Origin of the sequence: Pollutimonas rozaliensis (genome assembly GCF_048751585.1) — a bacterium.
In the GTDB taxonomy this organism is placed as follows: Bacteria; Pseudomonadota; Gammaproteobacteria; order Burkholderiales; family Burkholderiaceae_B.
Genome location: NZ_JAZHOB010000001.1, coordinates 281958 through 306052 on the forward strand (window position 1 = coordinate 281958; position 24095 = coordinate 306052).

A 24095-nucleotide genomic window follows, 5' to 3' on the forward strand; every position below is an offset into this window, starting at 1 on the left:
GAAGCAAAAGCAACATCAGGCCACACGTTGTCATCAAGCGGCGAAAATTCAGCGGATATAGTGGCAGCGCATGCTTTCGCCGTTCGAGCGTGCCTTTCCGCAGGATACTTATGACATCGTCCCGCCGTACCGAACTGGGTGTAGCGCTATATCGGTTTCGCAATATTTTCTACAGCCTGGCCGCATTCAGCTGCGTTATCAATATACTTGGCCTTACGCCCGCGCTATATATGCTGCAAGTGTATGACCGGGTACTGACCAGCGCGAATCAAACCACGCTGCTGATGCTTACGCTGCTGGTCGTCGGCTTGTACCTGCTGTCCGCATTGTTGGAATTTGCCCGCTCGCAAGTGCTGATACGTGTCGGAAATCGTTTCGATATGCTTTTGAACCAGCGCATCTTCACTGCCTCGTTTGAGCGCAATCTGCGCCGCGCCGGCGGCAATCCCGCGCAAGCCGTCCAAGACCTGACAAACCTGCGTCAGTTCATGACGGGCAACGCCTTGATCGCATTCTTCGACGCGCCCTGGACCCCTGTTTACATTGCCGTCACCTTCATGGTGCATCCGTTGCTGGGATTTATTACCCTGGGCGGTTCGCTCATATTGATTGTGCTGGCCTACATCACCAACGCCATAACCCACAGGCCGCTGGCCGAGGCTAACCAGGCCTCGATTTCCGCAGCCGCCTTTGCCAACAACCACCTGCGCAATGCCGAGGTCATTGAGGCCATGGGCATGTTGCCAGGCCTGCGGGCGCGCTGGTTTGGACAACACAGCCGCGTACTGTCCCTTCAGACCCAGGCGTCCGACCGCAATGCCCGTATCAGCACCGCCAGCCGCTTCGTGCGCATTACATTGCAATCGATTGTTCTGGGCGTGGGTGCCCTGCTCGTCATCGACGGCTCCATCACGGCCGGCATGATGATTGTGTGTTCGATTCTGATGGGCAAGGCGCTGGGCCCCGTCGAACAAGCCATCAGCGCATGGCGGCAGATGCTCAATACCCGGCAGGCATACGCCCGCCTGGACGAAATCCTGAAGGAGGCGCCGCAGCGCGGCAATACTCTGACCCTGCCCGCCCCGAAAGGCCACATTCGCCTGGAAAACGTCTTCGCCGGCGCACCCGGCGGGCAAACCGCGATCCTCAAAGGGTTGTCGTTCGATATTCCGGCTGGCGACGCCGTTGGCGTCATCGGCCCGTCCGCCGCGGGCAAGTCGACGTTGGCCCGCGTCCTGGTCGGCATCTGGCCTTCGCGAGCGGGAACCGTACGATTGGATGGCGCGGATGTCTATTTGTGGAACAAAGACGAGTTGGGCCCGCATATCGGCTACCTGCCGCAGGACATCGAGTTATTCGAAGGTTCAATCGCCGAGAACATCGCCCGCTTCGGCGCCGTGAACGACGAACGAGTCATCGAAGCCGCGCAACGGGCTGGCGTGCACGACATGATCCTGCGCCTGCCGCAAGGCTACGATACTCGCTTGGGCACCGATGGCGCCTCGCTGTCCGGCGGACAAAAGCAAAGGATCGCCCTGGCGCGAGCGATGTATGGCGACCCTGCGCTGTTGGTGCTGGACGAGCCCAACTCCAACCTCGACGAGAGGGGCGAAGCGGCTCTGATGCAGGCCATTGCCGATATGAAGCGCCGCGGAAGCACTGTCGTGCTGATCACGCACCGTATGAGCGTGCTTAACACCATGGACAAACTATTGATGATGCGCGAGGGCAATCTGGCGATGTATGGCCCGCGCGACGACGTACTGAGCGCATTGCATCCGAAACAGATCAAGGCCGCCGCGCAGCCGGAACAGGGCTCTGCCTCTGGAACCGGTCCGGACAGTCCGTACCCGCTCACAACGCCATTGCATGCCATCAGGACCAGCCGAACCTGACATGAGCACCTACATCGAAAACTCCGCTCCAGGCGCGAACAATCTTCCACGCGTCGATACCGACTTCACCGCACCTTTGCGTTGGGGGCTTGCAGTGCTGCTCGTGGGCTTCGGGGGCTTTGCCGGCTGGGCCGCTTTCGCGCCGCTGGATGCGGGCGTTACCGCCAACGCCGTCGTTCAAGTGGCTGGCAGCCGCAAGGCCGTGCAACACCAGGAAGGCGGCACCGTCGAGCAAATCATGGTGCGCGAAGGCGACTACGTCCGGGCCGGGCAGACACTTGTCCGCCTCAATGCCACACGGGTCCAGGCCGAACAGGGCGTTGTCAGTTCTCAATACATCACCGCCGCCGCCATTGAAGCCCGATTGATCGCCGAACGTGACAGCCTGGATCGCGTCGAGCCCATTCCCGCAGTGCAAGAACGCTTTGGCGACGACCCGCGCTTTATCCGCGCCACGCGGGCTCAGCAACGTCTGTTCGACACCCGCAGGCAGGCGCTGCAAGGGGAGATCGGCATCCTGAAGGAAAATCTGCAGGGGGCCGAACAACAACTGGCGAGCCTGGACGGAGTACAGTCCAATCGAAAATCCCAGATCGGCTATTTGCAGCGGGAATTGCAGGGCGTGCGCAAACTGGCGGGCGAAGGCTACCTGCCACGCAACCGCATGTATGAGCTTGAGCGCAACGCCGCCCAGTTACGGGCGGCGCTCTCGAACGATGCCGTCGAAGCCGGCCGCACACGCAACCAGATCGCCGAGCTGAAGCTGCGTATTTTGCAGCGTGAGCAGGAATATCAGAAAGAAGTGCAATCGCAACTGTCGGATGTTCATAAAGAGGCCTCCGCGTTGCACGACCGATTGAGCGCTCTGGACTACACCGTAAGGCAAACCGACATTCAAGCTCCGGTGGACGGCTATGTTCAAAACCTGAGCATACACACCGTCGGCGGCGTCGTATCGCCGGGCGCCCTTCTGATGGAGGTCGTGCCCGAGGACCGCAACTACCTGATCCAGGCCCAGGTGCCCGTACAGGCCGTTGATCGCATGCAGCCCGGCCTGGATGTGGAAATCAGTTTTCCCGCCTTCAACCACGCCCAGACACCGAATGTGCCGGGAAAAGTGCTGACTGTTTCCGCCGACCGCCTCGAGGACAAGGACAGCAAAACCCCCTACTACCTTGCCCAGGTCGAAGTTACCCCGGAAGGCGCCGACATGCTCAGCGCCAACACCATTCGCCCCGGCATGCCCGCGTCCGTTCTCATCCGGACGGGGGAACGCACCATGCTCAGCTATCTGCTGAAACCTTTCCTCGATCGATTGGACAAGTCATTCAAGGAGCAGTGATGCGAATACCCGCCACGATGCGCATGCTATTGCCCCTCGCCATGCTGGCCTGCCTGCTGCCCCATAAGGCCCAGACGGCCGAACCTTCCACGCAGCGAACCATGCACGCAACGGACGAGGCGACTCAACCGCCCGTACTCGACCTCACACTCGTTCAGGCCTGGGAAGCTTCCTTGAAACACGACCCCAGCTACCGCGCCGCCATCAGCGAACGCGAAGCCGGCCAAGCCAACCGCGGCATAGGCCGTGCAGGCCTGTTGCCGCAAGTAAGCGCGTCGCTGGGCCGCAGCAAACTGCGCGGCACCCTGGAAACCCCCAGCCCTCTGGGCGGAGTGCGCGACGAGGACCTAGACTACACAATCAAGACCAGCGAGATCCGCGCCACCCAGACCGTGTTCAACTGGAGCCGCTTTGCCGAATACCGGCAGGGCCACGCTCGCGCCGACCACAGCCTGGCCGTTTTCGATACAAAAGCATCAGACACCGCGACGCGGCTGTTCAACCGTTACTTCCAGGCCTTGCTGTCCCACGAAAACATCGTGCTGGCCCAGAACAAGCTGGATGCCAACGAAAAACTGCAAATAGCCGCCCAACACCGCTACGACAACGGCGAAGGTACCATCACGGATATCCGCCAAGCCGCTACGCGGCGCGATTTGTCGCGCGCCGACCTGATCGCCGCCAAGGACGCCATGGTGGTTGCACAGCGCGAACTGCAGGAAATGGTCGGTCCCGTCCCTTTGCGCCTGGCCACCCTGAAGCCTGATTTCCAAGCACAGCCGCTCTCGCCCCCTTCCCTTGCGCAATGGCAGTCGGCCGCCCTGGCAGGCAGCGGCCAAATCCATAGCGGCGAGCAAAGCCTGCGCGTTGCGGCCCACGAAGTGGATCGCAGCTTCGGTGGCCACCTGCCCACATTGGAGCTCTTTGCCACCCGCCGCTTCGCCAGCAATGAAACCATCGCCACCCGCCACCAGGACAGCAACACCACCGAGATCGGATTTCAAATTTCCCTGCCCATTTATTCCGGCGGCCTGACAAGCGCTCTTGTCGATCAGGCCAAGCACAATCGGGATCGCGCCCTGCAGGAGCTGGCGGCGGCACGCGAGCGAATCGCCGTGGAAGTGACCAAGCAGTATCATGCCGTCGTCAGCGGGGCGCAACGGATCAATGCGCTGATCGTGGCCGAACGGTCCGGCATGCAGGCGCTGGAAGCCATCGAGGCTGGCTTCGGGGCGGGAACGCACAGCATGCTCGATATTCTGGATACGCAGGATCAACTATATCGGTCGCGCCTGGATCTGGCGCAAGCGCGGCTGGAGTACGTGATGGCAAGATTAATGCTGTCGGCCGCCGCGGGAGGGCTGGATGCCCAGGTGATTCGACAGACGAGTGCCCAATATTTTGGGAAAGGCCGGGTGACGCTGCAGTAGCTTCCTCAGGAATTTTGACGGTCGGCGCAAAGAAAGGTGCCACACCAGCGCCCGCCATTCCAGTTTGTCCGCAACAAAGGCTTCCGACACGCAAAAGCCCCGGTTTCGTTTACATAAACCGGGGCTTTCCGAGCGTCAATGAATCAACTGAAAATTAAACATTATCGATATCCGCTTTTTAGATATCTGTACGTTCCTGGCCCACTTCAATACGTTCGCTCATATTGAATCGATCGTAGTAAATCGGCCGTCCTCCTGTTGTTGGGCCGGGATACTGCACAATAATAATCAGTCCCCCCGTTTCAGTGCGAAGCTCTTCTTCGCAATGTGGGTCTCCATGGAACAGCATTGTGCCGGGGGCACATTCCCTTCCACCAATCGTAAACCGCCCCTCCAGGATGTACCAGACCTGTGCAAAATCGTGCCGATGCCAGGGATGAAACGCGCCGGGCTCAAGCCGCAGCAAACCAGCGTTGGGGATGGTGGGATTATCAGGCGTGGGATGAAACAGCATTTTTCCTGTTTCACCGGGCCAGCGTATAGTTTCCCAATCCATTTCATCGATATGGCGAATTTGCGGCGGCAGGTCTTTACTTCGACCTTCGGGGGTATGCTTATTGGCCGACATCATGGTTTATCTCCTTGTTGGCTCTCATGCGTTACTGTTTAATTAAAGGGCACTCGCTCTGTGCCAAAGGCTTGAAAACCTCATCACCTGGAATGGTCGCCAGAACCTCGTAATAATCCCAAGGCTCTTTGGATGTTTCCGGGGATTTGACCTTTACAAGATACATATCGTGAACCATCTGGCCGTCTGCCCGCAGATAACCATTTTCTGCAAATACATCCTGAACAGGCAGCGCGCGCATCTTTTCCATGACTTTGACCGCTTCGTCCGTCCCTGCGGCATCCACTGCCTTAAGGTAATGCAAGACGCTTGAATAGACACCGGCATGCGTCATGGTCGGCATCGCCCCATGACGCTCAAAAAATCGCCTGGACCATGCGCGGGTTGTCTCGTTCCGATTCCAGTAAAACGCCGTCACGAACTTGAGATTCTGGGCCGCCTTCAAACCTATACTGTGAACATCCGTCAAGAATACGGCTGGAGCAGCCAAAGCCTGCTTAGGCATAATGCCGAATTCGCCCGCCTGCTTGATCGCAGTGGTCATATCGCTGCCCGCGCTGGCCAGCGCAATAATATCCGCACCCGACGATTGCGCTTGCAAGAGAAATGAACTCATATCCGCTGTATTCAAGGGATGGCGGACTTCTCCCACCACCTTGCCTCCACCGGCCTCCACCGCTTGTCGCATATCCTTCGCAAAAGCATGGCCGAAAGCGTAATCCACGGTGATGAGGAACCACTTCTTGTACTGTTGCGCAGTCAAAACTTTGGCCAACCCGTATCCATTGGTGTAGCTGTTATAGACCCATTGCGCGGAAGTCGGAGTACAAGCCTTGCCGGTGAAGTCAGTGGAAGCCGCCGCGATCAGCGCCACCTTTCCCCGCTCCTGAGCAAGTTTCTGAACAGCAAAACCGACCGACGAATTGGAAAAATCGGCAATCATATCGACGCCTTCCCGATCAAACCAGGAACGTGCAATGGCCGCGCCCACATCGGCCTTATTTTGATGATTTCCGACAACCAGCGTTATTTTCTTACCCGCGACCTGACCTCCCATTTCCTCAATGGCCATTTTTGCCGCCTGTACCGAGCCGGGCCCGGCGAGATCGGCATAGGTTCCGGACTGGTCGTTAAGTATGCCAATCGTCACTACATCGTCCGATATTCCCGCCCCCCATACCTGAGCGCCGGATGCCATCAAACATGCTCCCGCCGCGATAAACTGCATGCAGACACGTTTCGCACGTCCCTGGGCGGGGCCCCGCCTTGAAATGTTGTACCTATCCATGTTTGCTCGTCTCCTTCAATTTTGCTTATCGCTTTAAAAATTGCACTACATGCAATTAAGTTGCATATAGTGCACATTACAATAAGAGCCATGGGTTGTGCAAGCATTTTCGAATGGTCTTTCTGGATGAGCGCATTCAACGAGTACACTTGCTCCACCAAGTGGAGATCGCTTTATTGTTCAAATCGTCACAGCGGAAAGAATGAACCAAAAGATCAAAGCAAGAATAGAAGTTGTGGCCCGGCAGATGGGCGAAAGGCTGCGTCACGCACGCCGAAAGCAGGGAATTACACTGGGCGAGCTGAGCAAGGAAACCACTCTGTCCGTCAGCTTCCTTTCGCGCCTGGAACGTGGTGAAACCAGTACATCCATCGCGAACCTCATCATGATTGCCACGCGTCTCGGCATCTCGCTGCACGAGTTCTTCGAAGAAGCACCCGATACCGGCAAAGGCTATATTTTGAACCGGGCGCAGGAGCGCGAAGGCCAGACGGCGCTAATGGCTCACGGCTACAGCTACCGTCTTTCGACCGGTGACATACCGGATCAGCAGATGAGCGCCTTCGAATTGAATTTTCCGCCAGGAAGCAAAGAACGCCCCGCTCTGCTGACCCACGACGGCGAGGAGGTCCTCTACCTGATCGAGGGAAGCATAGAGTTCCATATCGGCGAAGACTCCTTTGTGATGAACGCGGGCGACTGTGTGCATTTCAATTGCAGCAAACCTCACATGGGAAGGAACATTGGGCAAGGCACCGCTCGATTGCTGATGGTCGTGACACCTGTAAACTCACGCGATAAAAACGCCTCGGAACGATAAGGCCGGTAAAAAATCCGCAGACTTCGCCGGCTCGACACCTACGAGGGAACCGTCGTGTAGTATGTTGTTGGAACGCAATGCTCATCTACCTATTTTCCGGATAATGTTTTTACCGATTTTTTTTACCCGACGCCGTCCCAGCACAAGACCTTTTGATTTTGCATCGATAATTCGCCCTTACGGTCGATCCTTGGCCGTTCTGGGCATGGCGGTGCTGTTGGCGGCATGCGGCACCAGCAAGCCCGTCGGACAAGGCCAATACCGCGTTGCAAGGGGGGACACCCTTACAAAGATTGCACGCGAACATGGGCAAAGCGTTGATGCCCTCATACGTTCAAACAAGCTGAAAGACGGCAACAGCATCCAGGTCGGACAGATTCTGAATGTGAGGGGCGGCCCGGCAGCGGCGCCCGCGCCGCGCGGCTCGACAAAAAGCCCGTCCATCGCCGCCCCGCGATCCATCGACCTTGTCTGGCCCGCGGAAGGAAGACCGAACCGGGGAGCCTCCGCTCCCCATACCCAGGGGGTCTATATCGCCGGCGAAGCGGGATCGCCCGTCAAGGCGGCGGCGGCAGGCAAGGTGATATACGCGGGCAATGGCTTGCGCGGTTATGGCAATATGCTCATCGTGAACCACGACGCCGACTTTTTAAGCGTTTATGCCCACAACCAGGCCTTGCTGGCAAAAGAAGGCGCGCAGGTCAAGCAAGGACAAACGATTGCCACCATGGGAAGCACGGGCAGCAATGCCGTGAACCTGTATTTCGAGCTTCGCTACGACGGCAAAGCGGTCGATGCATTGCGGTATCTGCCCAAGAGGCCTTAGCCCATCACTTATCGGTATACTTTGGCAATGTGCCGCCCGAACCCTCGACGTGTAAATGCGCCGGCGGCGCCCCTGTCCTGGCATATGCATTCCTGCCTCGGGCGGGAAGCTTCAGCTTATTGGTTCAACCCTTTCAACTTGATAGACCGGGCAAAACAAACCTGATGCAGTTCAACGACACCACCGCTTCACTCAGTGCCACTTTGACTCGTACCATCGACGCCATACAAGGCGAAACGGTATCTTTGCGCGAATTGATGGCCTCAATCGGCGAGCAGGGGCTACTGTTGCTTTGCGCGCTCGCCACGCTCCCCTTCTTGATTCCCGTTTCGATACCTGGAGTTTCCACTGTTTTCGGTGCGGCAATCGTACTGTTGGCGGTGGCGATCACCCTGAACCGGATGCCGTGGCTGCCGGAAAAGATTCTGGATCGCAAGCTCGATGCAAAAAAGCTGCTTCCCGCACTGCGTAAAGGGGTGCGCATCGTTTCGCGCATCGATGCCTGGGTGCGGCCGCGAGCGCTCAGCATGACCGCCCAATACATGACAGTCATCAATGGCTGCGTATTGATATTCGGGGGGGTTCTGCTGATGGCGCCCTTCGGCCTCATTCCGTTCTCGAACACCGCGCCGGCGGTAGGCATACTGTTACTGGCGATCGGCATGATTCAGCGCGACGGCGTATTCGTCGTGCTGGGCTATCTCAGCACAATACTGACCGTCGTCTATTTCGGTACGCTTTTGTATGCGGCCTTTTGGGCCGGAGGAGCGCTATTCGGATAGGAAAAAGCCCCGCTTTCGTATGAAAGCGGGGCTTTTTTTGCGACTTCAATGAATCAGTTCAGAACTGATTACATGTTCTCGATCATGACCTGGCCAAAGCCGGAGCACGAAACCTGCGTTGCGCCTTCGAGCAGGCGCGCGAAGTCGTAGGTGACCTTTTTCGACAGAATGGATTTTTCCATGCTGGAGATGATGAGGTCGGCAGCCTCGGTCCAGCCCATGTGGCGCAGCATCATTTCGGCGGACAGGATTTCGGAACCGGGGTTCACGTAGTCCTTGCCGGCGTACTTGGGCGCGGTGCCGTGGGTGGCTTCGAACATGGCAACGGAGTCGGACAGGTTGGCGCCCGGGGCGATGCCGATGCCGCCAACTTGTGCGGCCAGCGCGTCGGACACGTAGTCGCCGTTCAGGTTCAGCGTGGCGATGACGTCGTATTCGGCCGGGCGCAGCAGGATCTGCTGCAGGAAAGCGTCGGCGATAACGTCCTTGACAGTGATTTCACGACCCGTCTTGGGGTTCTTGAATTTGCACCATGGGCCGCCGTCGATCATTTGAGCGCCGAATTCCTTTTGCGCAAGTTCGTAGCCCCAATCGCGGAAACCGCCCTCGGTGAACTTCATGATGTTGCCCTTGTGCACCAGGGTGACCGAGGGCTTGTCGTTGTCGATGGCGTACTGAATGGCCTTGCGGACCAGGCGCTGCGTACCTTCGCGCGAAACCGGCTTGACGCCGATGCCCGAGGTTTCGGGGAAGCGGATCTTGGTGACGCCCAGCTCGTTTTGCAGGAAGGCAATGAGTTTCTTGGCGTTGGCGCTTTCGGCCTCGAATTCGATGCCGGCGTAGATGTCTTCCGAGTTCTCGCGGAAAATCACCATATTGGTTTTTTCCGGCTCGCGCACAGGCGAAGGAACGCCCTTGAAGTACTGAATGGGACGCAGGCAGACATACAGGTCCAGTTGCTGGCGCAGCGCGACGTTCAGGGAACGGATGCCGCCGCCCACCGGCGTGGTCAATGGGCCCTTGATGGAAACGACGTAGTCCTTGACGGCCGCCAGGGTTTCTTCGGGCAGCCAGACATCGGGGCCATACACCTTGGTGGATTTTTCACCGGCATAGACTTCCATCCAATGGATTTTGCGTTTGCCGCCATAAGCCTTGGCCACCGCAGCGTCAACGACCTTGAGCATGACCGGCGTGATATCGGCGCCAGTGCCATCGCCTTCGATAAAGGGGATTACGGGCTCGTCGGGGACGTTGAGCGAAAAATCGGCGTTAACCGTGATTTTTTGGCCCGCTGCCGGGACTTTGATGTGCTGATAGGACATGGATGCTCCAGTTGTGCTCCGGAAGGAGTAAAAAATCGGTAGAACGAAAAGTAAAACGCTCAGTCTTATATAAGAGTAGTTTATCCTAAATTTGCCAAATCTGATATCACCGCGCCCTGCCTGCATTCACAAGCGGAATGCGGGGACGGCTAAAATGATGCACTTACGGCAATCGCTTTACAACAGGAAGCTCTATGTTCAACCCCTCGCGGGAACAAGTACGCCAGTTTTTCACCGAAGCGTGGGGCAAGCACCGCTCGGGCGGCATCCTGACGCCTCTGGAAACCATGGCGGTCGACCTGATGGAGATGCATCCGGAATACCACGCCGACATGGTGGATCCGGAGAGCGCAAACCGGGATTTCTCGGTCGAACAGGGAAAAACCAATCCCTTCCTGCATCTATCCATGCACTTGGCGATCAACGAGCAGCTATCCATAGACCAGCCGCCCGGGATCAAGGCCGCCTTTCAGAATCTGCTGGCCACCCACGAGCCCCATGACGCGGCGCACATCATCATGGAGGCCCTGGGCGAAGTCGTGTGGGAGGCGCAACGTCTGGGCACGCCTCTGGATACCGACAAATACCTGGAACTGATCCGGCGCCACGCAACCCGAAACTAAGCCGGGCCGCGCCTTACATCAAAAGGGCCGGATTCTGTGCGATACAGAATCCGGCCCAATCGACTTCCAACTGTCCGGCTCATGAAACCGGTGCCGCCATGCGCATGCCGGCTGGCTTACTTGCGCACCGCCAGGGGCGAAGGCAGGCTGGCCAGCCAGGCCGAGATATTTTGGATATCGGCTGGCGAAAGCTGCGCGACCATGGCGCCCATGATGGCGTTCTTGCGCGTATTGGCGGTGGCGGGAGCACCGGAGGCGCCGCGCTTGTAGGCCCGAAGGGCATGCTCGAGATAGTCTTGATGCTGGCCGGCCAGGATGGGGTATGCCGGCATGACCGAGGACTTGCCGTCGGCGCCATGGCACGACGCACACGTGAATTTTTCGAACGCGGCCTTGCCGGCGGCCAGGTCGGCGGCGAACGCGCCGGACGCCAGAGCGAACAAAGCGGAGCCAGCCAAGGCGAGTGTTAGTTTTTTCATTCAGGCCCCCGATTATTTAAGACTGGAGTAGTAAGCGGCAAGATCGGCCATATCCTGCTCGGACAGGCTTTGCGCAATCGCTTCCATGGTCGGGAACGTACGCGCGCCGCTGGCATATTCTTTTAGCGCTGCAACGATGTACTCGGCGTTCTGGCCGGCGATCATCGGTACGTGATAGACCTCGGGGTAGCTGGACTTGTAGCCCGGGATGCCGTGGCAGCCAATACACATAGAGGTTTTAGAGAGAGCGGCCTTGGCGTCGCCCACAGGCGCGGCATCAGCCGCAAGTGCTTGGCCCGCAATAGCACAGGAAGCCATAACGGCTAGCGCATTCAAGGTGCGCGTCAGGGATGTTCGCAACTTCATAATAGCTCTTGTTTTGGCGTTGAATAAAATTTGATCTATGTCAATAGACCGGCTAAAAATGATGATTGTACGATAATTGCGACATGCCATACACGAATGAATGCACAAGGCCGCGATAACGGACAGGCCTTCTTCTATAACTACGGAACGATACGATGACTCCTGCTGCACCCGCTTTTTCTTCCGAACGATTCACGGGCACCGAGCGCTATGTCGCCACCGACGATCTGAAACTTGCTGTAAACGCGGCGCTTGCCCTGCAGCGGCCGCTGCTTATCAAAGGCGAACCTGGCACGGGCAAGACCATGCTGGCCGAGGAAGTCGCCGCCGCATTGAAGCGCCCCTTGCTGCAGTGGCACATCAAGTCCACCACCAAGGCTCACCAGGGCCTGTACGAATACGATGCCGTCTCCCGGCTGCGCGACTCCCAATTGGGCGACGAAAAGGTGCGCGACATTGGCAACTACATCGTCAAGGGCGTGCTATGGCAGGCGTTCGAAGCCGATGAACCGGTTGTCGTGCTGATCGACGAGATCGACAAGGCGGACATCGAGTTTCCGAACGATCTGCTGCGGGAGCTGGACCGCATGGAATTCCATGTATACGAAACCCGCCAGACCATACAGGCAAAGCATCGTCCGCTGATCATTATTACGTCGAATAACGAAAAAGATCTGCCTGACGCCTTCTTGCGGCGCTGCTTTTTCCATTACATCAGCTTCCCCGACCGGTCGACCATGCAGGAAATCGTGGCCGTGCATTACCCCGGCATCAAAGAGGAGGTTCTCCGGGCGGCATTGGATACTTTCTTCGCCTTGCGCGATGCGCCGGGGCTGAAGAAGAAACCGTCGACTTCCGAGTTCCTGGACTGGCTGCGCCTGCTGGTCAACGAAGCCGTATCGGCCAAGGACATCGGCAGCACGGAAAACGACTTGCCCCTGATGGCCGGCGCCCTGCTGAAGAACGAGCAGGACCTGACGCTGCTTCAACGACTGGCCGCCGTGGCCCGCGCGGGCCAGCGCCGCTGATCCGCCCTGCCGATATCCATAAAGAAAGACCGTGACTATGACACAAGGATTCCGTCAACCGCCCTCTCCCGCCACCCTTGGCGGGCACGGGGTCAGTCTGGTGCCGCTGCAAGGCGGCCACGCCGATGCGCTGGAAAAAGCCGCCGCCGATGGCCGGCTATGGGAACTGCGCGTAACGTCCGTGCCGGAACCCGGCGGCGCCGCCGCCTATATCCAGACAGCCCTGCAAGGCCTTGCGGCGGGCCACATGCTGCCCTTCGCCGTCGTCGAGACCCGCAGCGGCAAGGTCATAGGCACTACCCGCTATCACGATATCGTGCCCGCCCTGGCCCGCCTGGAAATCGGCTATACCTGGTATGCCGAAAGCTGGCAGCGCAGCCACGTCAATACCGCCTGCAAGCTATTGCTATTGCGTCACGCATTCAACGAACTGGGCGCGGCGCTGGTGGGTTGGCGTACCGACAATTTCAACATCGCCTCGCAGCGCGCCATAGAACGCCTGGGCGCCCGCAAGGACGGCATCCTGCGGCACCACGCCCTGCGCCGCGACGGCACGGTGCGCGACACAGTCATGTACAGCCTTGGCAAAGGCGAATGGCCTGAAGTCGAGAAACACCTGGAATACACCTTGCGAGCCCATCATGCTGATTGACTTCTTCTACCACTTGCGGGCACGCAGGCTGCCCGTATCGGTGCAGGAGTACCTGACCTTGCTGCAAGCCCTGCAAAGCGGCCTGATGGCCCCCACCATCGATGACTTCTACCACCTTGCCCGAATGACGCTGGTCAAGGACGAAACGCTGTTCGACCGCTACGATCAGGCGTTCGGCGAGTTCTATCGCAATTTACAGCTCTCCTTTCCTGAAGACAAGGAAATCCCGCTGGATTGGCTGATCAAGGAATTCCAGAAAAACCTTAGCCCCGAAGAAAAGGCCGCCATCGAAAAACACGGCTGGGACAAGCTGATGGAGCTCTTCAAGGAACGCCTGGAAGAACAAAAGGAACGCCACGCCGGCGGCAGCAAATGGATAGGCACGGGCGGATCCTCCGCCTTCGGACATGGCGGCTATCATCCCGAGGGCATACGGGTAGGCGGGCCGTCGGCGGGCAACCGGACCGCCGTCAAGGTTTGGGAAAAGCGCGAGTTCAAGGACTACGACGACCAGCAGGAGCTGGGAACCCGGAACTTCAAGATGGCATTGCGCCGGCTGCGGCATTTTGCCCGGGAAGGCGCCGAGCTGGAGCTGGACCTGGATCACACGATCAGCAGCACAGCCCGAAACGCCGGCTTCCTGGACCTGCAAATGATGCCCGAGCGGCACAACACCGTGAAAGTCCTGATGCTGCTGGACGTGGGCGGCAGCATGGACGATCACATTGCCCGGGTGGAAGAACTGTTTTCAGCGGCGCGCAGCGAATTCCGTCACCTGGAGGTCTACTACTTCCATAATTGCCCGTACGAATCCCTATGGCGGAACAATCGCCGCCGCTACGCCGAACGATTCGACACCTGGGACATCCTGCGCAAGTACAACGACGACTGGCGGCTGATCATTGTGGGCGACGCCACCATGAGCCCCTATGAAATCCTGCAGCCCGGCGGATCGGTGGAGCACTACAACAAGGAAACCGGCGCGGCCTGGCTGCAGCGGCTGCTGGAGAATTGGCCCAAAGCCGTATGGCTGAATCCGGAACCGCCCGCATACTGGCAGTATCGGCAATCCATCGCCATCATCCAGGACATCATGCACAACCATATGTATGGCGTGACCGTCAGCGGCATCGAACAGGCGATGCGCCACCTGTCCAAATAAAAGCCCGAGCGGCGGATTCGGGGTGTGCCGCTTATGTTAAAAGAAGCACTGGCATTCACCGAAATTCCCGTATGGACGCGCGCATGCATACCTTACTGCCCCAGGCCCTGATTCGCTTCGGCATTTTTCTTTTTCTTGCTTTCATGGCGACCTCGGCGGGCGCCAAAGACTTGCCCGCCGGAATGGCTCAAGGCCCTTCGGTCGAGGGGGTCACGGAATACACCCTGCCCAATGGCTTGCGCGTCCTGCTGGCGCCCGATGCATCCAAACCTACGACCACCGTCAACATGACCTATCTGGTGGGGTCGCGGCACGAGAACTACGGCCAGACCGGCATGGCCCATTTGCTGGAGCACATGCTGTTTCGCGGCACGCCCTCTCTGCGCAATGCCTTGGCTGAGTTTTCCAAGCGCGGCCTGGCCGCCAACGGTTCGACCAGCAGCGATCGCACCAACTATTACGCCAGCTTCGCCGCCGATCCGGAAACGCTGTCCTGGTATCTGGGCTGGCAGGCCGACGCCATGGTGAATTCGCTGATCGCCAAGGAAGACCTGGATGCCGAAATGACGGTCGTGCGCAACGAAATGGAGCGCGGCGAAAACAACCCCTTCCAGGTATTGATGCAGCAAATGCAGGCGGCGGCCTTCCAGTGGCATAACTACGGCCATAACACCATAGGCGCGCGCTCGGACGTTGAAAATGTGGACATCGGTCAGTTGCGCGCTTTCTACAAAGAGTATTACCAGCCCGACAATGCCGTACTGATCGTCGCGGGCCGTTTCGATCCCGATGCAACCCTTGAAACCATCGCCAAGGCTTTCGGGAAAATCCCCCGGCCCGAACGCAGCTTGCCGCCCGAGTACACGGTGGAGCCCGTTCAGGACGGCGAGCGCCAGGTCACCTTGCGCCGTCAAGGCGGCAGCCCCCTGATCGCGGCGCTGTATCACGCACCGGCCGCTGCCAGCCGCGATTTCACGGCATTGGACATCGGCGTTTCGATACTGTCGGATACGCCATCCGGACGTCTATACAAAGCGCTGGTTGGCCAGGGCCTGAGCGCCGGCGTATTCGGCTTCGCCGCCGGACTGCATCAACCCGGCTACGCCTTCTTCGGCGCGCAACTGGAGTCCGGCATGGATCAGGCCAAGGCGCTTGCCACCCTGAACGAAACACTGGCCTCGGTCGGATCGGAACCCTTTACCGAACAGGATCTGCAGCGCATACGCAATAAATGGCTGACCGACTGGTCCAAGACATATGCAAACCCGCCCAGCCTGGCGTCCGCCCTGTCGGAGACGGCCGCCGACGGCGATTGGCGCCTGTTCTTCCTGCAGCGCGACTGGGTGGAAGCCATGAAGCTTGCCGACGTGCAACGCGTGACCGCCGCTTACCTGACGCCCAGCAATCGCACCAATGGCCGGTATATTCCCACCGAAAAACCGCTAAGGGCTCCCACGGCGGAGAATGTGGATCTGGCCGCCCTGTTCAAGGACTACAAAGGCAAGGATACGGCGGCGGCCGTAGCGGCTTTCGACACCAGCCCCGCAAACATCAATGCGGCGACGCAACGCGCGCCGCTTGACCTGCCCAACGGAAAGGTCAAGCTGGCACTGCTGTCCAAACCTACCCGGGGCGACCGCGTGGAAGCCAACTTGCTGATCCAGTTCGGCGATGCCGACAGCCTGAAAGGCCAGCGCGACATATCCAGTGCCGTAGCCTCGCTGCTGGATCACGGCACGAAGGGCATGTCCCGCCAGGAAATCGAAGACCGCTACGACGCGCTGGAAGCCAGCGTAAGCTTCGACGGAGGGGCCGGGATCGTAATGGCCGATATGTCGACCACAGAGAAGCATTTGCCTGAACTGGTGGAACTGGTGCTTCATATCGTTCGTGAAGCCAACTTCCCCGAACAGGAGCTGGTCGAATACAAGCAGCAAGCCAGCACCGCCATCAGCAATGCCATGGCCGAGCCCAGCGCCCTGGCCTCGCGCGCGTTGGCCCGGCACGACAACCCCTGGCCCAGCGACGATGTGCGCTATACGCCCACGTTCGAGGAAGCGCAGCAAGGCATCGCGGCGCTTACCCGCCAGCAATTGATCGATTTCCACTCCCGTTTCTACGGAGCCGGAACCATAGAGTTCGCCGCCGTCGGCGCCTTCGATTCAGACGCCGTGAAAGCCGCCCTGACCAAAGGCTTGAAGGACTGGCGCAAGGCGCCGGCCTATACGCGAGTCGCCGATCCTTACCGGGACGTTCCTCCCAAGACATTCGCGATCAATACGCCGGACAAGGCCAACGCCTTCTATCTGGCCAAGCTGCCGCTGAAGATGCAGGATACCGATCCGGACTATGCCGCGCTCTACCTGGCAAACTACCTGCTTGGCAGTTCCGAGACGTCGCGCCTCTGGACCCGCGTCCGGGTCAAGGACGGCCTGTCCTACGATGTGCGCAGCTATATGGACGCATCGTCGTACGAGCCGTCGGGCGATTGGACGATTTATGCGATACACGCGCCGCAAAACAGCCAGCGGCTGGAACTTGCCATTGAGGAAGAGCTGAAGCGGGTTCTAAAGAACGGGTTCACGGACGAAGAGGTGCGCGAAGGCGCCGCCGCAATGCTGAACTTCCGCAAACTGGCCCGCAGCCGGGACGGCACGCTGGCATCGGCCTGGATCAACTACTTGCAGCTGGACCGCACGTTCGATTGGTCGGAAAAGATAGACAAGGAACTGGCGGCGCTGACGGCCGACAAGGTGAATGAGGCGTTGCGGAAGAGACTGGATCCCGCAGGGTTCAGCACCGCGATTGCGGCGGATGAAAGCAAGCAGGGGAAGTAACCTGCCCTTAATCCTATTCCGGCATGGCCAGAGCGATTGCGTTTCCCGCTACCCATAAGGCTTAAGGGGGCCGTGGCAGGTGCGGCGCAGGCGCCTCGCGCATGCCGGGTCAGCGGCTGAAAACGGAGAGGCAAGTACGCGGCTGCTTGAGCCCGGCGTTTATGGACAGCCGGGGGCTGTCCATTCGGGCGAGTTCCGCGTACGCTCCGTTTCCAGTTGCTGGGCCGGGAAGTTCTGGCGCAGCCAGAACCATGCGCGCGAAGCCGGAGCCGCACTTGCCACGGCCCCCTTCTTAAGAACCCAAACGGGTAAGCCGGCTACGAGAAAAAGTTCTTGACCCGATCCGTCCAGGACTCGCTTTTGGGCGAATGCTTTTCCCCGCCCTGCAACAGCGACGCCTCGAACTGGCGCAGAATCTTCTTCTGCTCGTCCGACAAGCGCACCGGCGTTTCCACCGAAATATGGCAGTACAGATCCCCGGGATAGCTGGCCCGCAAACCCCGTATCCCCTTGCCGCGCAAGCGGAAAGTCTTGCCGGTTTGCGTGCCTTCGGGAATCGTGATTTCGCCCCGGCCCGCCAAAGTGGGTACCTCGAGTTCGCCCCCCAGGGCCGCCGTCGTGAACGGAATGGTCAATTCGCAGTGCAGGTCTTCGCCGTCGCGCTGGAATATGCCATGCGGCTTCAGGTGGATCTCGACGTACAAGTCCCCCGGAGGGCCGCCATTGACGCCAGGTTCGCCATTGCCGCTGGACCGTATGCGCATTCCGTCGTCGATGCCCGCGGGAATCTTGACCTGCAGCGTCTTGTTCTTGCGCGTGCGCCCGACGCCGTCGCAGGCCACGCAGGGATCGGTGATCTCCTTGCCTGTGCCGTGGCAGGTGGGGCAGGTTTGCTGCACGCTGAAGAAGCCCTGCTGCATGCGCACTGTGCCGGCGCCGTCGCAGGTGTGGCAGGTCTTGGGATGGGTGCCGGGCTTGGCGCCCGAGCCATGACAGACATCGCAGGTTTCCCAGCTTGGGACCCGGATCTCGGTATCGAAGCCGTTGGCGGCCTGCTCCAGGCTGATGTCCAGCGTGTATTTGAGGTCGGCCCCGCGGTACACCTGCGGGCCGCCGCCGCGACGTCCGCCGCCGAAGATCTCTCCGAAGATATCGCCGAACGCATCGGCGAAACCCGCCCCGCCCATTCCGCCGCCGCCCATCCCGGCATTGGGATCGACTCCGGCGTGGCCGAAACGGTCGTATGCGCCGCGCTTCTGTTCGTCAGACAGCATCTCGTAGGCCTCTTTGGCCTCTTTGAATTTCTCTTCCGCTTCCTTGCTATCCGGATTGCGATCGGGGTGGTACTTCATTGCCAGCTTGCGATAAGCTTTTTTCAGCTCATCGTCAGAGGCGTTCTTCGCTACCCCCAGGATTTCATAATAGTCGCGTTTTGCCATTTGAGTCGCTTGCGTCTTGGACGTCTGTTCTTTGTGCTTGAATAAGAAGGCCCGATTTCCGGTAAAACACCAGAAACCGGGCTCAAACCGCTACAACTTGCGCTTATTGATCGCGCTTGACTTCTTTGAAGTCGGCATCGACCACATCGTCGTCGACAGGCTTGGCCGCATCGGCCGCGTCGCCTTGCGCCGCCGCCGCTTGCGCCTGCATGTCGGCGTACATCTTTTCACCCAGCTTCTGCGAAGCGGTGGACAGAGCCTCGACCTTGGCCTCGATGGCGGCCTTGTCGCCGTCCTTCAAGGTGTCTTCGAGTTCTTTCAGGGCCGTTTCAATGGCTTCCTTATCCGCCGCATCGAGCTTCTCGCCATACTCGCCCAGCGACTTGCGCGTGGAGTGCAACAGCGCGTCGGCCTGGTTGCGGGTCAGGGCAAGCTCGGCGATACGGTGGTCTTCCTCGGCGTTGGCCTCGGCATCTTTCACCATGCGTTCGATCTCGTCGTCGCTCAAGCCGGAATTGGCCTTGATGGTGATCTTGTTTTCCTTGCCGGTACCCTTGTCCTTGGCTGACACATGCAAGATGCCGTTGGCGTCGATGTCGAAGGTGACTTCGATCTGGGGCGTCCCACGCGAGGCGGGCGGAATGCCTTCCAGGTTGAACTCGCCCAGTCCCTTGTTGCCCGCGGCAATTTCGCGCTCGCCCTGGAACACCTTGATGGTGACCGCCGGCTGATTGTCGTCGGCGGTGGAAAACACCTGCGAGAACCGGGTGGGGATCGTGGTGTTCTTCTGGATCATCTTGGTCATCACGCCGCCCAGGGTTTCAATGCCCAGCGACAACGGTGTAACGTCCAGCAGGAGCACGTCCTTGCGATCACCGGACAACACGGAGCCCTGGATGGCGGCGCCAGCGGCGACGGCTTCATCGGGATTGACGTCCTTGCGGGGTTCCTTGCCGAAGAATTCCTTGACCTTTTCTTGAACCTTGGGCATGCGCGTCATGCCGCCGACCAGGATCACGTCGTCGATCTCGGACACTTTCACGCCGGCATCCTTGATGGCGATGCGGCACGGCTCGATGGTGCGTTCGATAAGCTCCTCGACCAGGGCTTCGAGCTTGGCGCGGGTGATCTTCAAGTTCAGGTGCTTGGGCCCGGATGCGTCCGCCGTGATATACGGCAGGTTGATCTCGGTTTGCTGCGCCGAAGACAGTTCGATCTTGGCTTTTTCGGCCGATTCCTTCAGGCGCTGCAATGCCAGCACGTCCTTGGACAGGTCGACGCCGCTTTCCTTCTTGAATTCGCCGATGATGTAATCAATGATGCGCTGGTCGAAGTCTTCGCCGCCCAGGAAAGTGTCGCCGTTGGTGGACAGCACTTCGAACTGCTTTTCGCCATCGACGTCTGCGATTTCAATGATGGAAACGTCGAAGGTACCGCCGCCCAGATCGTATACGGCGATTTTACGATCGCCCTTTTCGGTCTTGTCCATGCCAAAGGCCAGCGCGGCAGCGGTCGGTTCGTTGATGATGCGCTTGACGTCCAGCCCGGCGATGCGGCCGGCGTCCTTCGTGGCCTGGCGCTGGCTGTCATTGAAATAGGCGGGAACGGTAATGACCGCCTCGGTGACTTCTTCACCCAGGTAGTCTTCAGCCGTCTTTTTCATTTTGCGCAGCACATCGGCCGAGACTTGGGGAGGCGCCAGTTTCTTGCCTTGCGCCTCGACCCATGCGTCGCCGTTATCAGCCTTGACGATGCCGTAAGGCATGAGATTGATGTCTTTTTGCACCGCTTTTTCGTCGAATTTGCGGCCTATCAGGCGCTTGACGGCATAAAGCGTATTCTTTGGATTGGTGACGGCCTGACGCTTGGCGGGGGCTCCGACCAGGATTTCGCCGTCTTGCATGTACGCCACAATGGAAGGCGTCGTGCGCGTGCCTTCGGCGTTTTCGATGATCTTGACGCTGCTGCCGTCCAGAACAGCCACACAGCTGTTGGTCGTACCCAGGTCAATGCCGATAATCTTGCCCATAATCTTATAACCCTGCAAAAAATTTTGAATTTGTAAAAAACTGCCTGATGGATCCCACATGGGGATCCAAAGCCCGATTTCAAGCCTGGCCGCGGGTTTTTTACGACGGCTGGCCGGAAGACACCATGACCAGGGCGGGCCGCAATACCCGGTCGGCAATGGTGTAGCCCTTCTGAAGCAACTGCACCACGGAGCCCTCGGGCAGCGACGACGGAACCGCCGAAATCGCCTGATGCACATGCGGATCGAACTTGTCGCCCTCGGCCGGCGCCACTTCCTTGAGCAGATTGCGTTCGAACGCCGAGTTCAACTGGCGCAAGGTGGCTTCCACACCCTCTTTCCAGGCCTCGGCGGTCTGATCGGTCAGCGCCAGGGCGGCCTCCAGGCTGTCCTTGACGGGAATCAGGCTTTCGGCAAACGACTCGGTGCCGAATTTGCGCGCCTTCGCCACGTCTTCCTGGGCGCGGCGGCGTATGTTTTCAACCTCGGCCTTGGCCCGCAACAGTTCCTCGTGGTACTGCGCAACCTTGGCTTGCGACTCGGACAGCAAGGTCGCCCAGTCTTCCTCGGCGGCCAATTGTTCGTTGGCCCGTGTATCGTCAATATCGGTATTGTCGGGTGTGCCTTGGGCGTCATTCACCTCGAGGTGTTCAGACGTATCAACCGATGAATCCTGCTGCTTGGGATCTACGGGTTCCTTGGGTGCCGGCATAAAAAATCTCCACATCTACGGTATGCAATTCCATGAAAATGGGGGCATCCGCCCCCATTTCAAGACCTGGGACATAGGGTTTCCCGGTCAAAATTCGTTCTGGATTCGTCGTCGGGCTTGAGCCTGCGCAAGCTTGCCGCGCCCGCCGCGTTGATGGGCGGGGCACTGAAGTTTACACCCGCCGGCTCAAACCCATCCGGCCAGGTGCCGCCGGACAATGCCCGCCAGGCTGGCGGCCCATTCCGGGTCGTCGTTCAGGCAGGGCAGGTAGCGGAATTGCCGGCCGCCTTCGGACAGAAAGGCATCGCGGCACTGCATCTGGATTTCCTCCAGGGTTTCCAGGCAATCAGCCAGAAAACCCGGACACATGACATCCACCTGGCTGATGCCTTGCCTGGCCCATTCGCGCAGTGTTGGCTCGGTATACGGTTCCAGCCATTTTTCGGCGCCGAAACGGCTTTGAAACGACACATGAACCCGCTCGCCCTCGGCGCCCAGCCGCTGCTTGAGCAAACCCGCGGTTTCCATGCAATCCCGATAATAGGGATCGCCCTGCTCGACCGTCCGGCGCGGCAGACCGTGGAAGCTGAGCAAAAGCCGCTCGGGCTTGCCATTGGCGGCCCAATACCGGCGCACCTGCCCCGCCAACGCATCGATGTAACCCGGATCATCGTGATAACGCTTTACAAAGCGCAGCTCGGGCTGGTCGCGCAGCTTGGCGGCGTAGGCGGCCACGCTGTCCACCGCCGTTGCGGTGGTGCTGGCCGCATACTGCGGATACATGGGCAGGACCAGGATACGCTGGCAGCCGGCCAGGCGCAGCTCGGCCATGGCATCGGCAATCGAAGGATTCCCGTAACGCATGCCCAGCCCGACGCATGCCGGGATGCCTTGCGCGGCAAGCGCATCCTTTACACCTTGCGCTTGCGCCTGGCTCCAGACCAGCAGCGGCGACCCCTGTTCCAGCCAGATTTCCTTGTAGCGCGGCGCCAGGGCGCGAGGCCGGCGCGTCAAAATGAAGGCGCGCAGGATGGGCTGCCATATCCATTGCGGGATTTCAATTACGCGGGGATCGGACAGGAACTCGCCCAGGTAGCGGCGTATCGCCCCCGCCGCCGGTTCGTCGGGCGTGCCCAGGTTGACGAGCAGCACGCCGACGGGGCCCGGATCACGGGGAACAGGGTTGGGGTTGAACGCCTGTGGATCGACGGGTTCGGGCAGATAGGACGAGGGAAACAAGGAAGACATGGAGCAAAACCGGGGGCAGGAAAATGGGGCCACGACGAACACGCCGCCGGAAAACGGCGGCCGGTCCGCGTCAGGACTGATTGTGGCTGAGCGCATTGGACAGCAGCCGGGCGGTGATATCGACAATGGGAATGACCCGCTCGTAGGCCATGCGCGACGGCCCGATGACGCCCAGCGTTCCGACCACCGTCCCATCGACGCCGTAGGGCGCGGTGATGACCGAAACATCCTCCATTGGAACCAACTGGGAATCGCCTCCGATGTAGATCTGTACGCCCTGGGCGCGGCTGGACACGTCCAGCAATTGCAGCAGATCGGTTTTCTTTTCGAACAAGGAGAACATGCGCCGCAGCCTGTCCATGTCGGAGGCGATCTCGGAAATATCCAGCAGCTTGCTTTCACCTGAAATCACCAGCGACTCGTCGGTATCGGCCGTTGCGGCGCCGGCCTCGACGGCGGCCTGCATCAGGCGGGAGATGTCGGCCTGCAAAGAGGAAAGCTCGTCGGCGATGGCAAGCCGGACCTCTTCGAAGGACATGCCTGCAAAATGCTGATTGAAGAAATTGCTGGCCTCGAGCAATTCCTGCTCGAGATAGTCGCGGGAGACGAACAGGATGCGGTTCTGGACATCGCCATCGGGGGTGACGATGATCAGGAGCACCCTTTTTTCCGATAGGCGGATGAATTCAATCTGCCGAAAAACCTGGGCGCGCTTTGGCGCCAGGACGACGCCGGTGAATTGCGACAGGTTCGACAGCAGCGCCGCGGCGGCTGTAACGGCCCTGCCCGGCTCCGCCGCCGGCAATATCTGGCGGATCTGGCTGGCCGGCAGCACTTCGAAGCGCTGCACCGCCAGCAAGCGATCGACAAACAGGCGGTAGCCCTTGGGCGTGGGTATCCGGCCGGCCGACGTGTGGGGGCTGTGGATAAGACCGAGGTCTTCCAGGTCGGACATGACATTGCGTATGGTCGCGGGCGACAGATCGAACATTTTCGAAAGGGTCCGGGATCCAACGGGTTGTCCGTCGGCTATGTATCGTTCTATGAGCGCTTTGAGAAGCGCATTCGCTCGGTCGTCCATGATTCTATTTTATGCAAACTTTCAGGTTCGGGTTGTCCCACCCACAGCCATAAACCCTTGCGGGACCCTATAATCAATGCGTCCATTATTCCATCAAACCAGC

At 59.3% G+C, this 24095-nt stretch carries 21 protein-coding genes; 11 read left to right on the plus strand and 10 right to left on the minus strand.

The features are described 5' to 3' along the window. The first annotated feature begins 110 nt into the window (after positions 1–110). Genes V0R37_RS01235 through V0R37_RS01245 form a run of 3 tightly spaced genes read left to right on the plus strand, consistent with a single transcriptional unit; the run spans position 111 to position 4667 of the window. Positions 111–1895 carry a type I secretion system permease/ATPase gene (locus tag V0R37_RS01235; protein WP_420372750.1) on the plus strand — a complete coding sequence of 595 codons (1785 nt, stop codon included), beginning with the start codon at positions 111–113 and terminating at the stop codon, positions 1893–1895. Between the two features lies 1 nt (position 1896). Continuing rightward, positions 1897–3237 carry an HlyD family type I secretion periplasmic adaptor subunit gene (locus V0R37_RS01240; RefSeq protein WP_420372751.1) on the plus strand — a complete coding sequence of 447 codons (1341 nt, stop codon included), beginning with the start codon at positions 1897–1899 and terminating at the stop codon, positions 3235–3237. Beyond that, positions 3237–4667: a TolC family outer membrane protein gene (locus V0R37_RS01245; RefSeq protein ID WP_420372752.1), complete on the plus strand. Its 1431-nt coding sequence runs from the start codon at positions 3237–3239 to the stop codon at positions 4665–4667. The genes V0R37_RS01240 and V0R37_RS01245 overlap by 1 nt, the downstream gene beginning before the upstream one ends. A gap of 178 nt (positions 4668–4845) precedes the next feature. Here the strand turns inward: V0R37_RS01245 and V0R37_RS01250 are convergent, their stop codons facing one another. Continuing rightward, the gene (locus tag V0R37_RS01250; RefSeq protein WP_420373119.1) at positions 4846–5295 is read right to left on the minus strand and encodes a cupin domain-containing protein; all 450 of its coding nucleotides are present in this window, start codon (positions 5293–5295) and stop codon (positions 4846–4848) included. Positions 5296–5326: 31 nt separating this feature from the next. Continuing rightward, positions 5327–6523, minus strand: coding sequence for an ABC transporter substrate-binding protein (locus V0R37_RS01255; RefSeq protein WP_420373120.1), 1197 nt, complete (start codon positions 6521–6523; stop codon positions 5327–5329). A gap of 262 nt (positions 6524–6785) precedes the next feature. Between V0R37_RS01255 and V0R37_RS01260 the strand changes: the two genes are divergently transcribed. From V0R37_RS01260 to V0R37_RS01270, 3 genes are all read left to right on the plus strand, one after another. Beyond that, complete coding sequence (locus V0R37_RS01260; RefSeq protein ID WP_420372753.1) at positions 6786–7403, plus strand: helix-turn-helix domain-containing protein; 618 nt, start codon at positions 6786–6788, stop codon at positions 7401–7403. Positions 7404–7608: 205 nt separating this feature from the next. After that, a complete protein-coding gene (locus tag V0R37_RS01265) occupies positions 7609–8229 on the plus strand; it encodes a peptidoglycan DD-metalloendopeptidase family protein (RefSeq protein WP_420373121.1) in 621 nt (206 codons plus the stop codon). A gap of 164 nt (positions 8230–8393) precedes the next feature. Further along, a complete protein-coding gene (locus tag V0R37_RS01270) occupies positions 8394–9011 on the plus strand; it encodes an exopolysaccharide biosynthesis protein (protein ID WP_420372754.1) in 618 nt (205 codons plus the stop codon). 68 nt (positions 9012–9079) lie between these two features. Here V0R37_RS01270 and icd read toward each other — a convergent pair whose 3' ends face one another. Further along, a complete protein-coding gene (gene icd / locus V0R37_RS01275) occupies positions 9080–10336 on the minus strand; it encodes an NADP-dependent isocitrate dehydrogenase (protein WP_420372755.1) in 1257 nt (418 codons plus the stop codon). A gap of 194 nt (positions 10337–10530) precedes the next feature. Here icd and V0R37_RS01280 point away from each other — a divergent pair, with 194 nt between their 5' ends. After that, a complete protein-coding gene (locus tag V0R37_RS01280; RefSeq protein WP_420372756.1) occupies positions 10531–10959 on the plus strand; it encodes a DUF1841 family protein in 429 nt (142 codons plus the stop codon). A 116-nt stretch (positions 10960–11075) separates the two neighbouring features. Here the strand turns inward: V0R37_RS01280 and V0R37_RS01285 are convergent, their stop codons facing one another. Together V0R37_RS01285 and V0R37_RS01290 are read right to left on the minus strand one after the other, a co-directional pair. Continuing rightward, complete coding sequence (locus tag V0R37_RS01285; protein WP_420372757.1) at positions 11076–11438, minus strand: c-type cytochrome; 363 nt, start codon at positions 11436–11438, stop codon at positions 11076–11078. A gap of 12 nt (positions 11439–11450) precedes the next feature. Beyond that, complete coding sequence (locus V0R37_RS01290) at positions 11451–11804, minus strand: c-type cytochrome (RefSeq protein WP_420372758.1); 354 nt, start codon at positions 11802–11804, stop codon at positions 11451–11453. A 155-nt stretch (positions 11805–11959) separates the two neighbouring features. Here V0R37_RS01290 and V0R37_RS01295 point away from each other — a divergent pair, with 155 nt between their 5' ends. The 4 genes from V0R37_RS01295 (at position 11960) to V0R37_RS01310 (ending at position 17483) form a co-directional block, all read left to right on the plus strand. Further along, positions 11960–12832 (plus strand): AAA family ATPase, encoded by an 873-nt coding sequence (locus tag V0R37_RS01295; RefSeq protein ID WP_420372759.1) that lies wholly within the window; start codon positions 11960–11962, stop codon positions 12830–12832. A 37-nt stretch (positions 12833–12869) separates the two neighbouring features. Continuing rightward, positions 12870–13484, plus strand: a complete 615-nt coding sequence (locus V0R37_RS01300; protein WP_420372760.1) for a GNAT family N-acetyltransferase — start codon at positions 12870–12872, stop codon at positions 13482–13484. Then, positions 13474–14646, plus strand: a complete 1173-nt coding sequence (locus tag V0R37_RS01305; protein WP_420372761.1) for a vWA domain-containing protein — start codon at positions 13474–13476, stop codon at positions 14644–14646. The genes V0R37_RS01300 and V0R37_RS01305 overlap by 11 nt, the downstream gene beginning before the upstream one ends. Positions 14647–14729: 83 nt before the next feature. Beyond that, positions 14730–17483, plus strand: a complete 2754-nt coding sequence (locus V0R37_RS01310) for a M16 family metallopeptidase (protein ID WP_420372762.1) — start codon at positions 14730–14732, stop codon at positions 17481–17483. 317 nt (positions 17484–17800) lie between these two features. On the opposite strand, the gene dnaJ is transcribed toward V0R37_RS01310, so the two are convergent. The 5 genes from dnaJ to hrcA all read right to left on the minus strand — a co-directional run bounded on the left by dnaJ (position 17801) and on the right by hrcA (position 23992). Further along, positions 17801–18922, minus strand: coding sequence for a molecular chaperone DnaJ (dnaJ, locus tag V0R37_RS01315; protein ID WP_420372763.1), 1122 nt, complete (start codon positions 18920–18922; stop codon positions 17801–17803). A gap of 103 nt (positions 18923–19025) precedes the next feature. Continuing rightward, complete coding sequence (gene dnaK, locus V0R37_RS01320) at positions 19026–20951, minus strand: molecular chaperone DnaK (protein ID WP_420372764.1); 1926 nt, start codon at positions 20949–20951, stop codon at positions 19026–19028. 100 nt (positions 20952–21051) lie between these two features. Then, complete coding sequence (gene grpE, locus V0R37_RS01325; protein ID WP_420372765.1) at positions 21052–21663, minus strand: nucleotide exchange factor GrpE; 612 nt, start codon at positions 21661–21663, stop codon at positions 21052–21054. 186 nt (positions 21664–21849) lie between these two features. After that, positions 21850–22911: a ferrochelatase gene (gene hemH, locus V0R37_RS01330; protein WP_420372766.1), complete on the minus strand. Its 1062-nt coding sequence runs from the start codon at positions 22909–22911 to the stop codon at positions 21850–21852. 70 nt (positions 22912–22981) lie between these two features. Continuing rightward, the gene (gene hrcA, locus V0R37_RS01335) at positions 22982–23992 is read right to left on the minus strand and encodes a heat-inducible transcriptional repressor HrcA (protein WP_420372767.1); all 1011 of its coding nucleotides are present in this window, start codon (positions 23990–23992) and stop codon (positions 22982–22984) included. Positions 23993–24095 lie beyond the last annotated feature (103 nt).

What these genes read in the sequence shown, in the direction of transcription:
- dnaJ (WP_420372763.1), bottom strand. Translation starts at nt 18,922, where the DNA reads ATGGCAAAACGCGACTATTATGAAATCCTGGGGGTAGCGAAGAACGCC.
- V0R37_RS01255 (WP_420373120.1), bottom strand. Translation starts at nt 6,523, where the DNA reads ATGCAGTTTATCGCGGCGGGAGCATGTTTGATGGCATCCGGCGCTCAG.
- V0R37_RS01245 (WP_420372752.1), top strand. Translation starts at nt 3,237, where the DNA reads ATGCGAATACCCGCCACGATGCGCATGCTATTGCCCCTCGCCATGCTG.
- hemH (WP_420372766.1), bottom strand. Translation starts at nt 22,911, where the DNA reads ATGTCTTCCTTGTTTCCCTCGTCCTATCTGCCCGAACCCGTCGATCCA.
- V0R37_RS01250 (WP_420373119.1), bottom strand. Translation starts at nt 5,295, where the DNA reads ATGTCGGCCAATAAGCATACCCCCGAAGGTCGAAGTAAAGACCTGCCG.
- V0R37_RS01295 (WP_420372759.1), top strand. Translation starts at nt 11,960, where the DNA reads ATGACTCCTGCTGCACCCGCTTTTTCTTCCGAACGATTCACGGGCACC.
- dnaK (WP_420372764.1), bottom strand. Translation starts at nt 20,951, where the DNA reads ATGGGCAAGATTATCGGCATTGACCTGGGTACGACCAACAGCTGTGTG.
- V0R37_RS01260 (WP_420372753.1), top strand. Translation starts at nt 6,786, where the DNA reads ATGAACCAAAAGATCAAAGCAAGAATAGAAGTTGTGGCCCGGCAGATG.
- icd (WP_420372755.1), bottom strand. Translation starts at nt 10,336, where the DNA reads ATGTCCTATCAGCACATCAAAGTCCCGGCAGCGGGCCAAAAAATCACG.
- V0R37_RS01270 (WP_420372754.1), top strand. Translation starts at nt 8,394, where the DNA reads ATGCAGTTCAACGACACCACCGCTTCACTCAGTGCCACTTTGACTCGT.
- V0R37_RS01285 (WP_420372757.1), bottom strand. Translation starts at nt 11,438, where the DNA reads ATGAAAAAACTAACACTCGCCTTGGCTGGCTCCGCTTTGTTCGCTCTG.
- V0R37_RS01265 (WP_420373121.1), top strand. Translation starts at nt 7,609, where the DNA reads ATGGCGGTGCTGTTGGCGGCATGCGGCACCAGCAAGCCCGTCGGACAA.
- grpE (WP_420372765.1), bottom strand. Translation starts at nt 21,663, where the DNA reads ATGCCGGCACCCAAGGAACCCGTAGATCCCAAGCAGCAGGATTCATCG.
- hrcA (WP_420372767.1), bottom strand. Translation starts at nt 23,992, where the DNA reads ATGGACGACCGAGCGAATGCGCTTCTCAAAGCGCTCATAGAACGATAC.
- V0R37_RS01280 (WP_420372756.1), top strand. Translation starts at nt 10,531, where the DNA reads ATGTTCAACCCCTCGCGGGAACAAGTACGCCAGTTTTTCACCGAAGCG.
- V0R37_RS01300 (WP_420372760.1), top strand. Translation starts at nt 12,870, where the DNA reads ATGACACAAGGATTCCGTCAACCGCCCTCTCCCGCCACCCTTGGCGGG.
- V0R37_RS01240 (WP_420372751.1), top strand. Translation starts at nt 1,897, where the DNA reads ATGAGCACCTACATCGAAAACTCCGCTCCAGGCGCGAACAATCTTCCA.
- V0R37_RS01290 (WP_420372758.1), bottom strand. Translation starts at nt 11,804, where the DNA reads ATGAAGTTGCGAACATCCCTGACGCGCACCTTGAATGCGCTAGCCGTT.
- V0R37_RS01310 (WP_420372762.1), top strand. Translation starts at nt 14,730, where the DNA reads ATGCATACCTTACTGCCCCAGGCCCTGATTCGCTTCGGCATTTTTCTT.
- V0R37_RS01305 (WP_420372761.1), top strand. Translation starts at nt 13,474, where the DNA reads ATGCTGATTGACTTCTTCTACCACTTGCGGGCACGCAGGCTGCCCGTA.
- V0R37_RS01235 (WP_420372750.1), top strand. Translation starts at nt 111, where the DNA reads ATGACATCGTCCCGCCGTACCGAACTGGGTGTAGCGCTATATCGGTTT.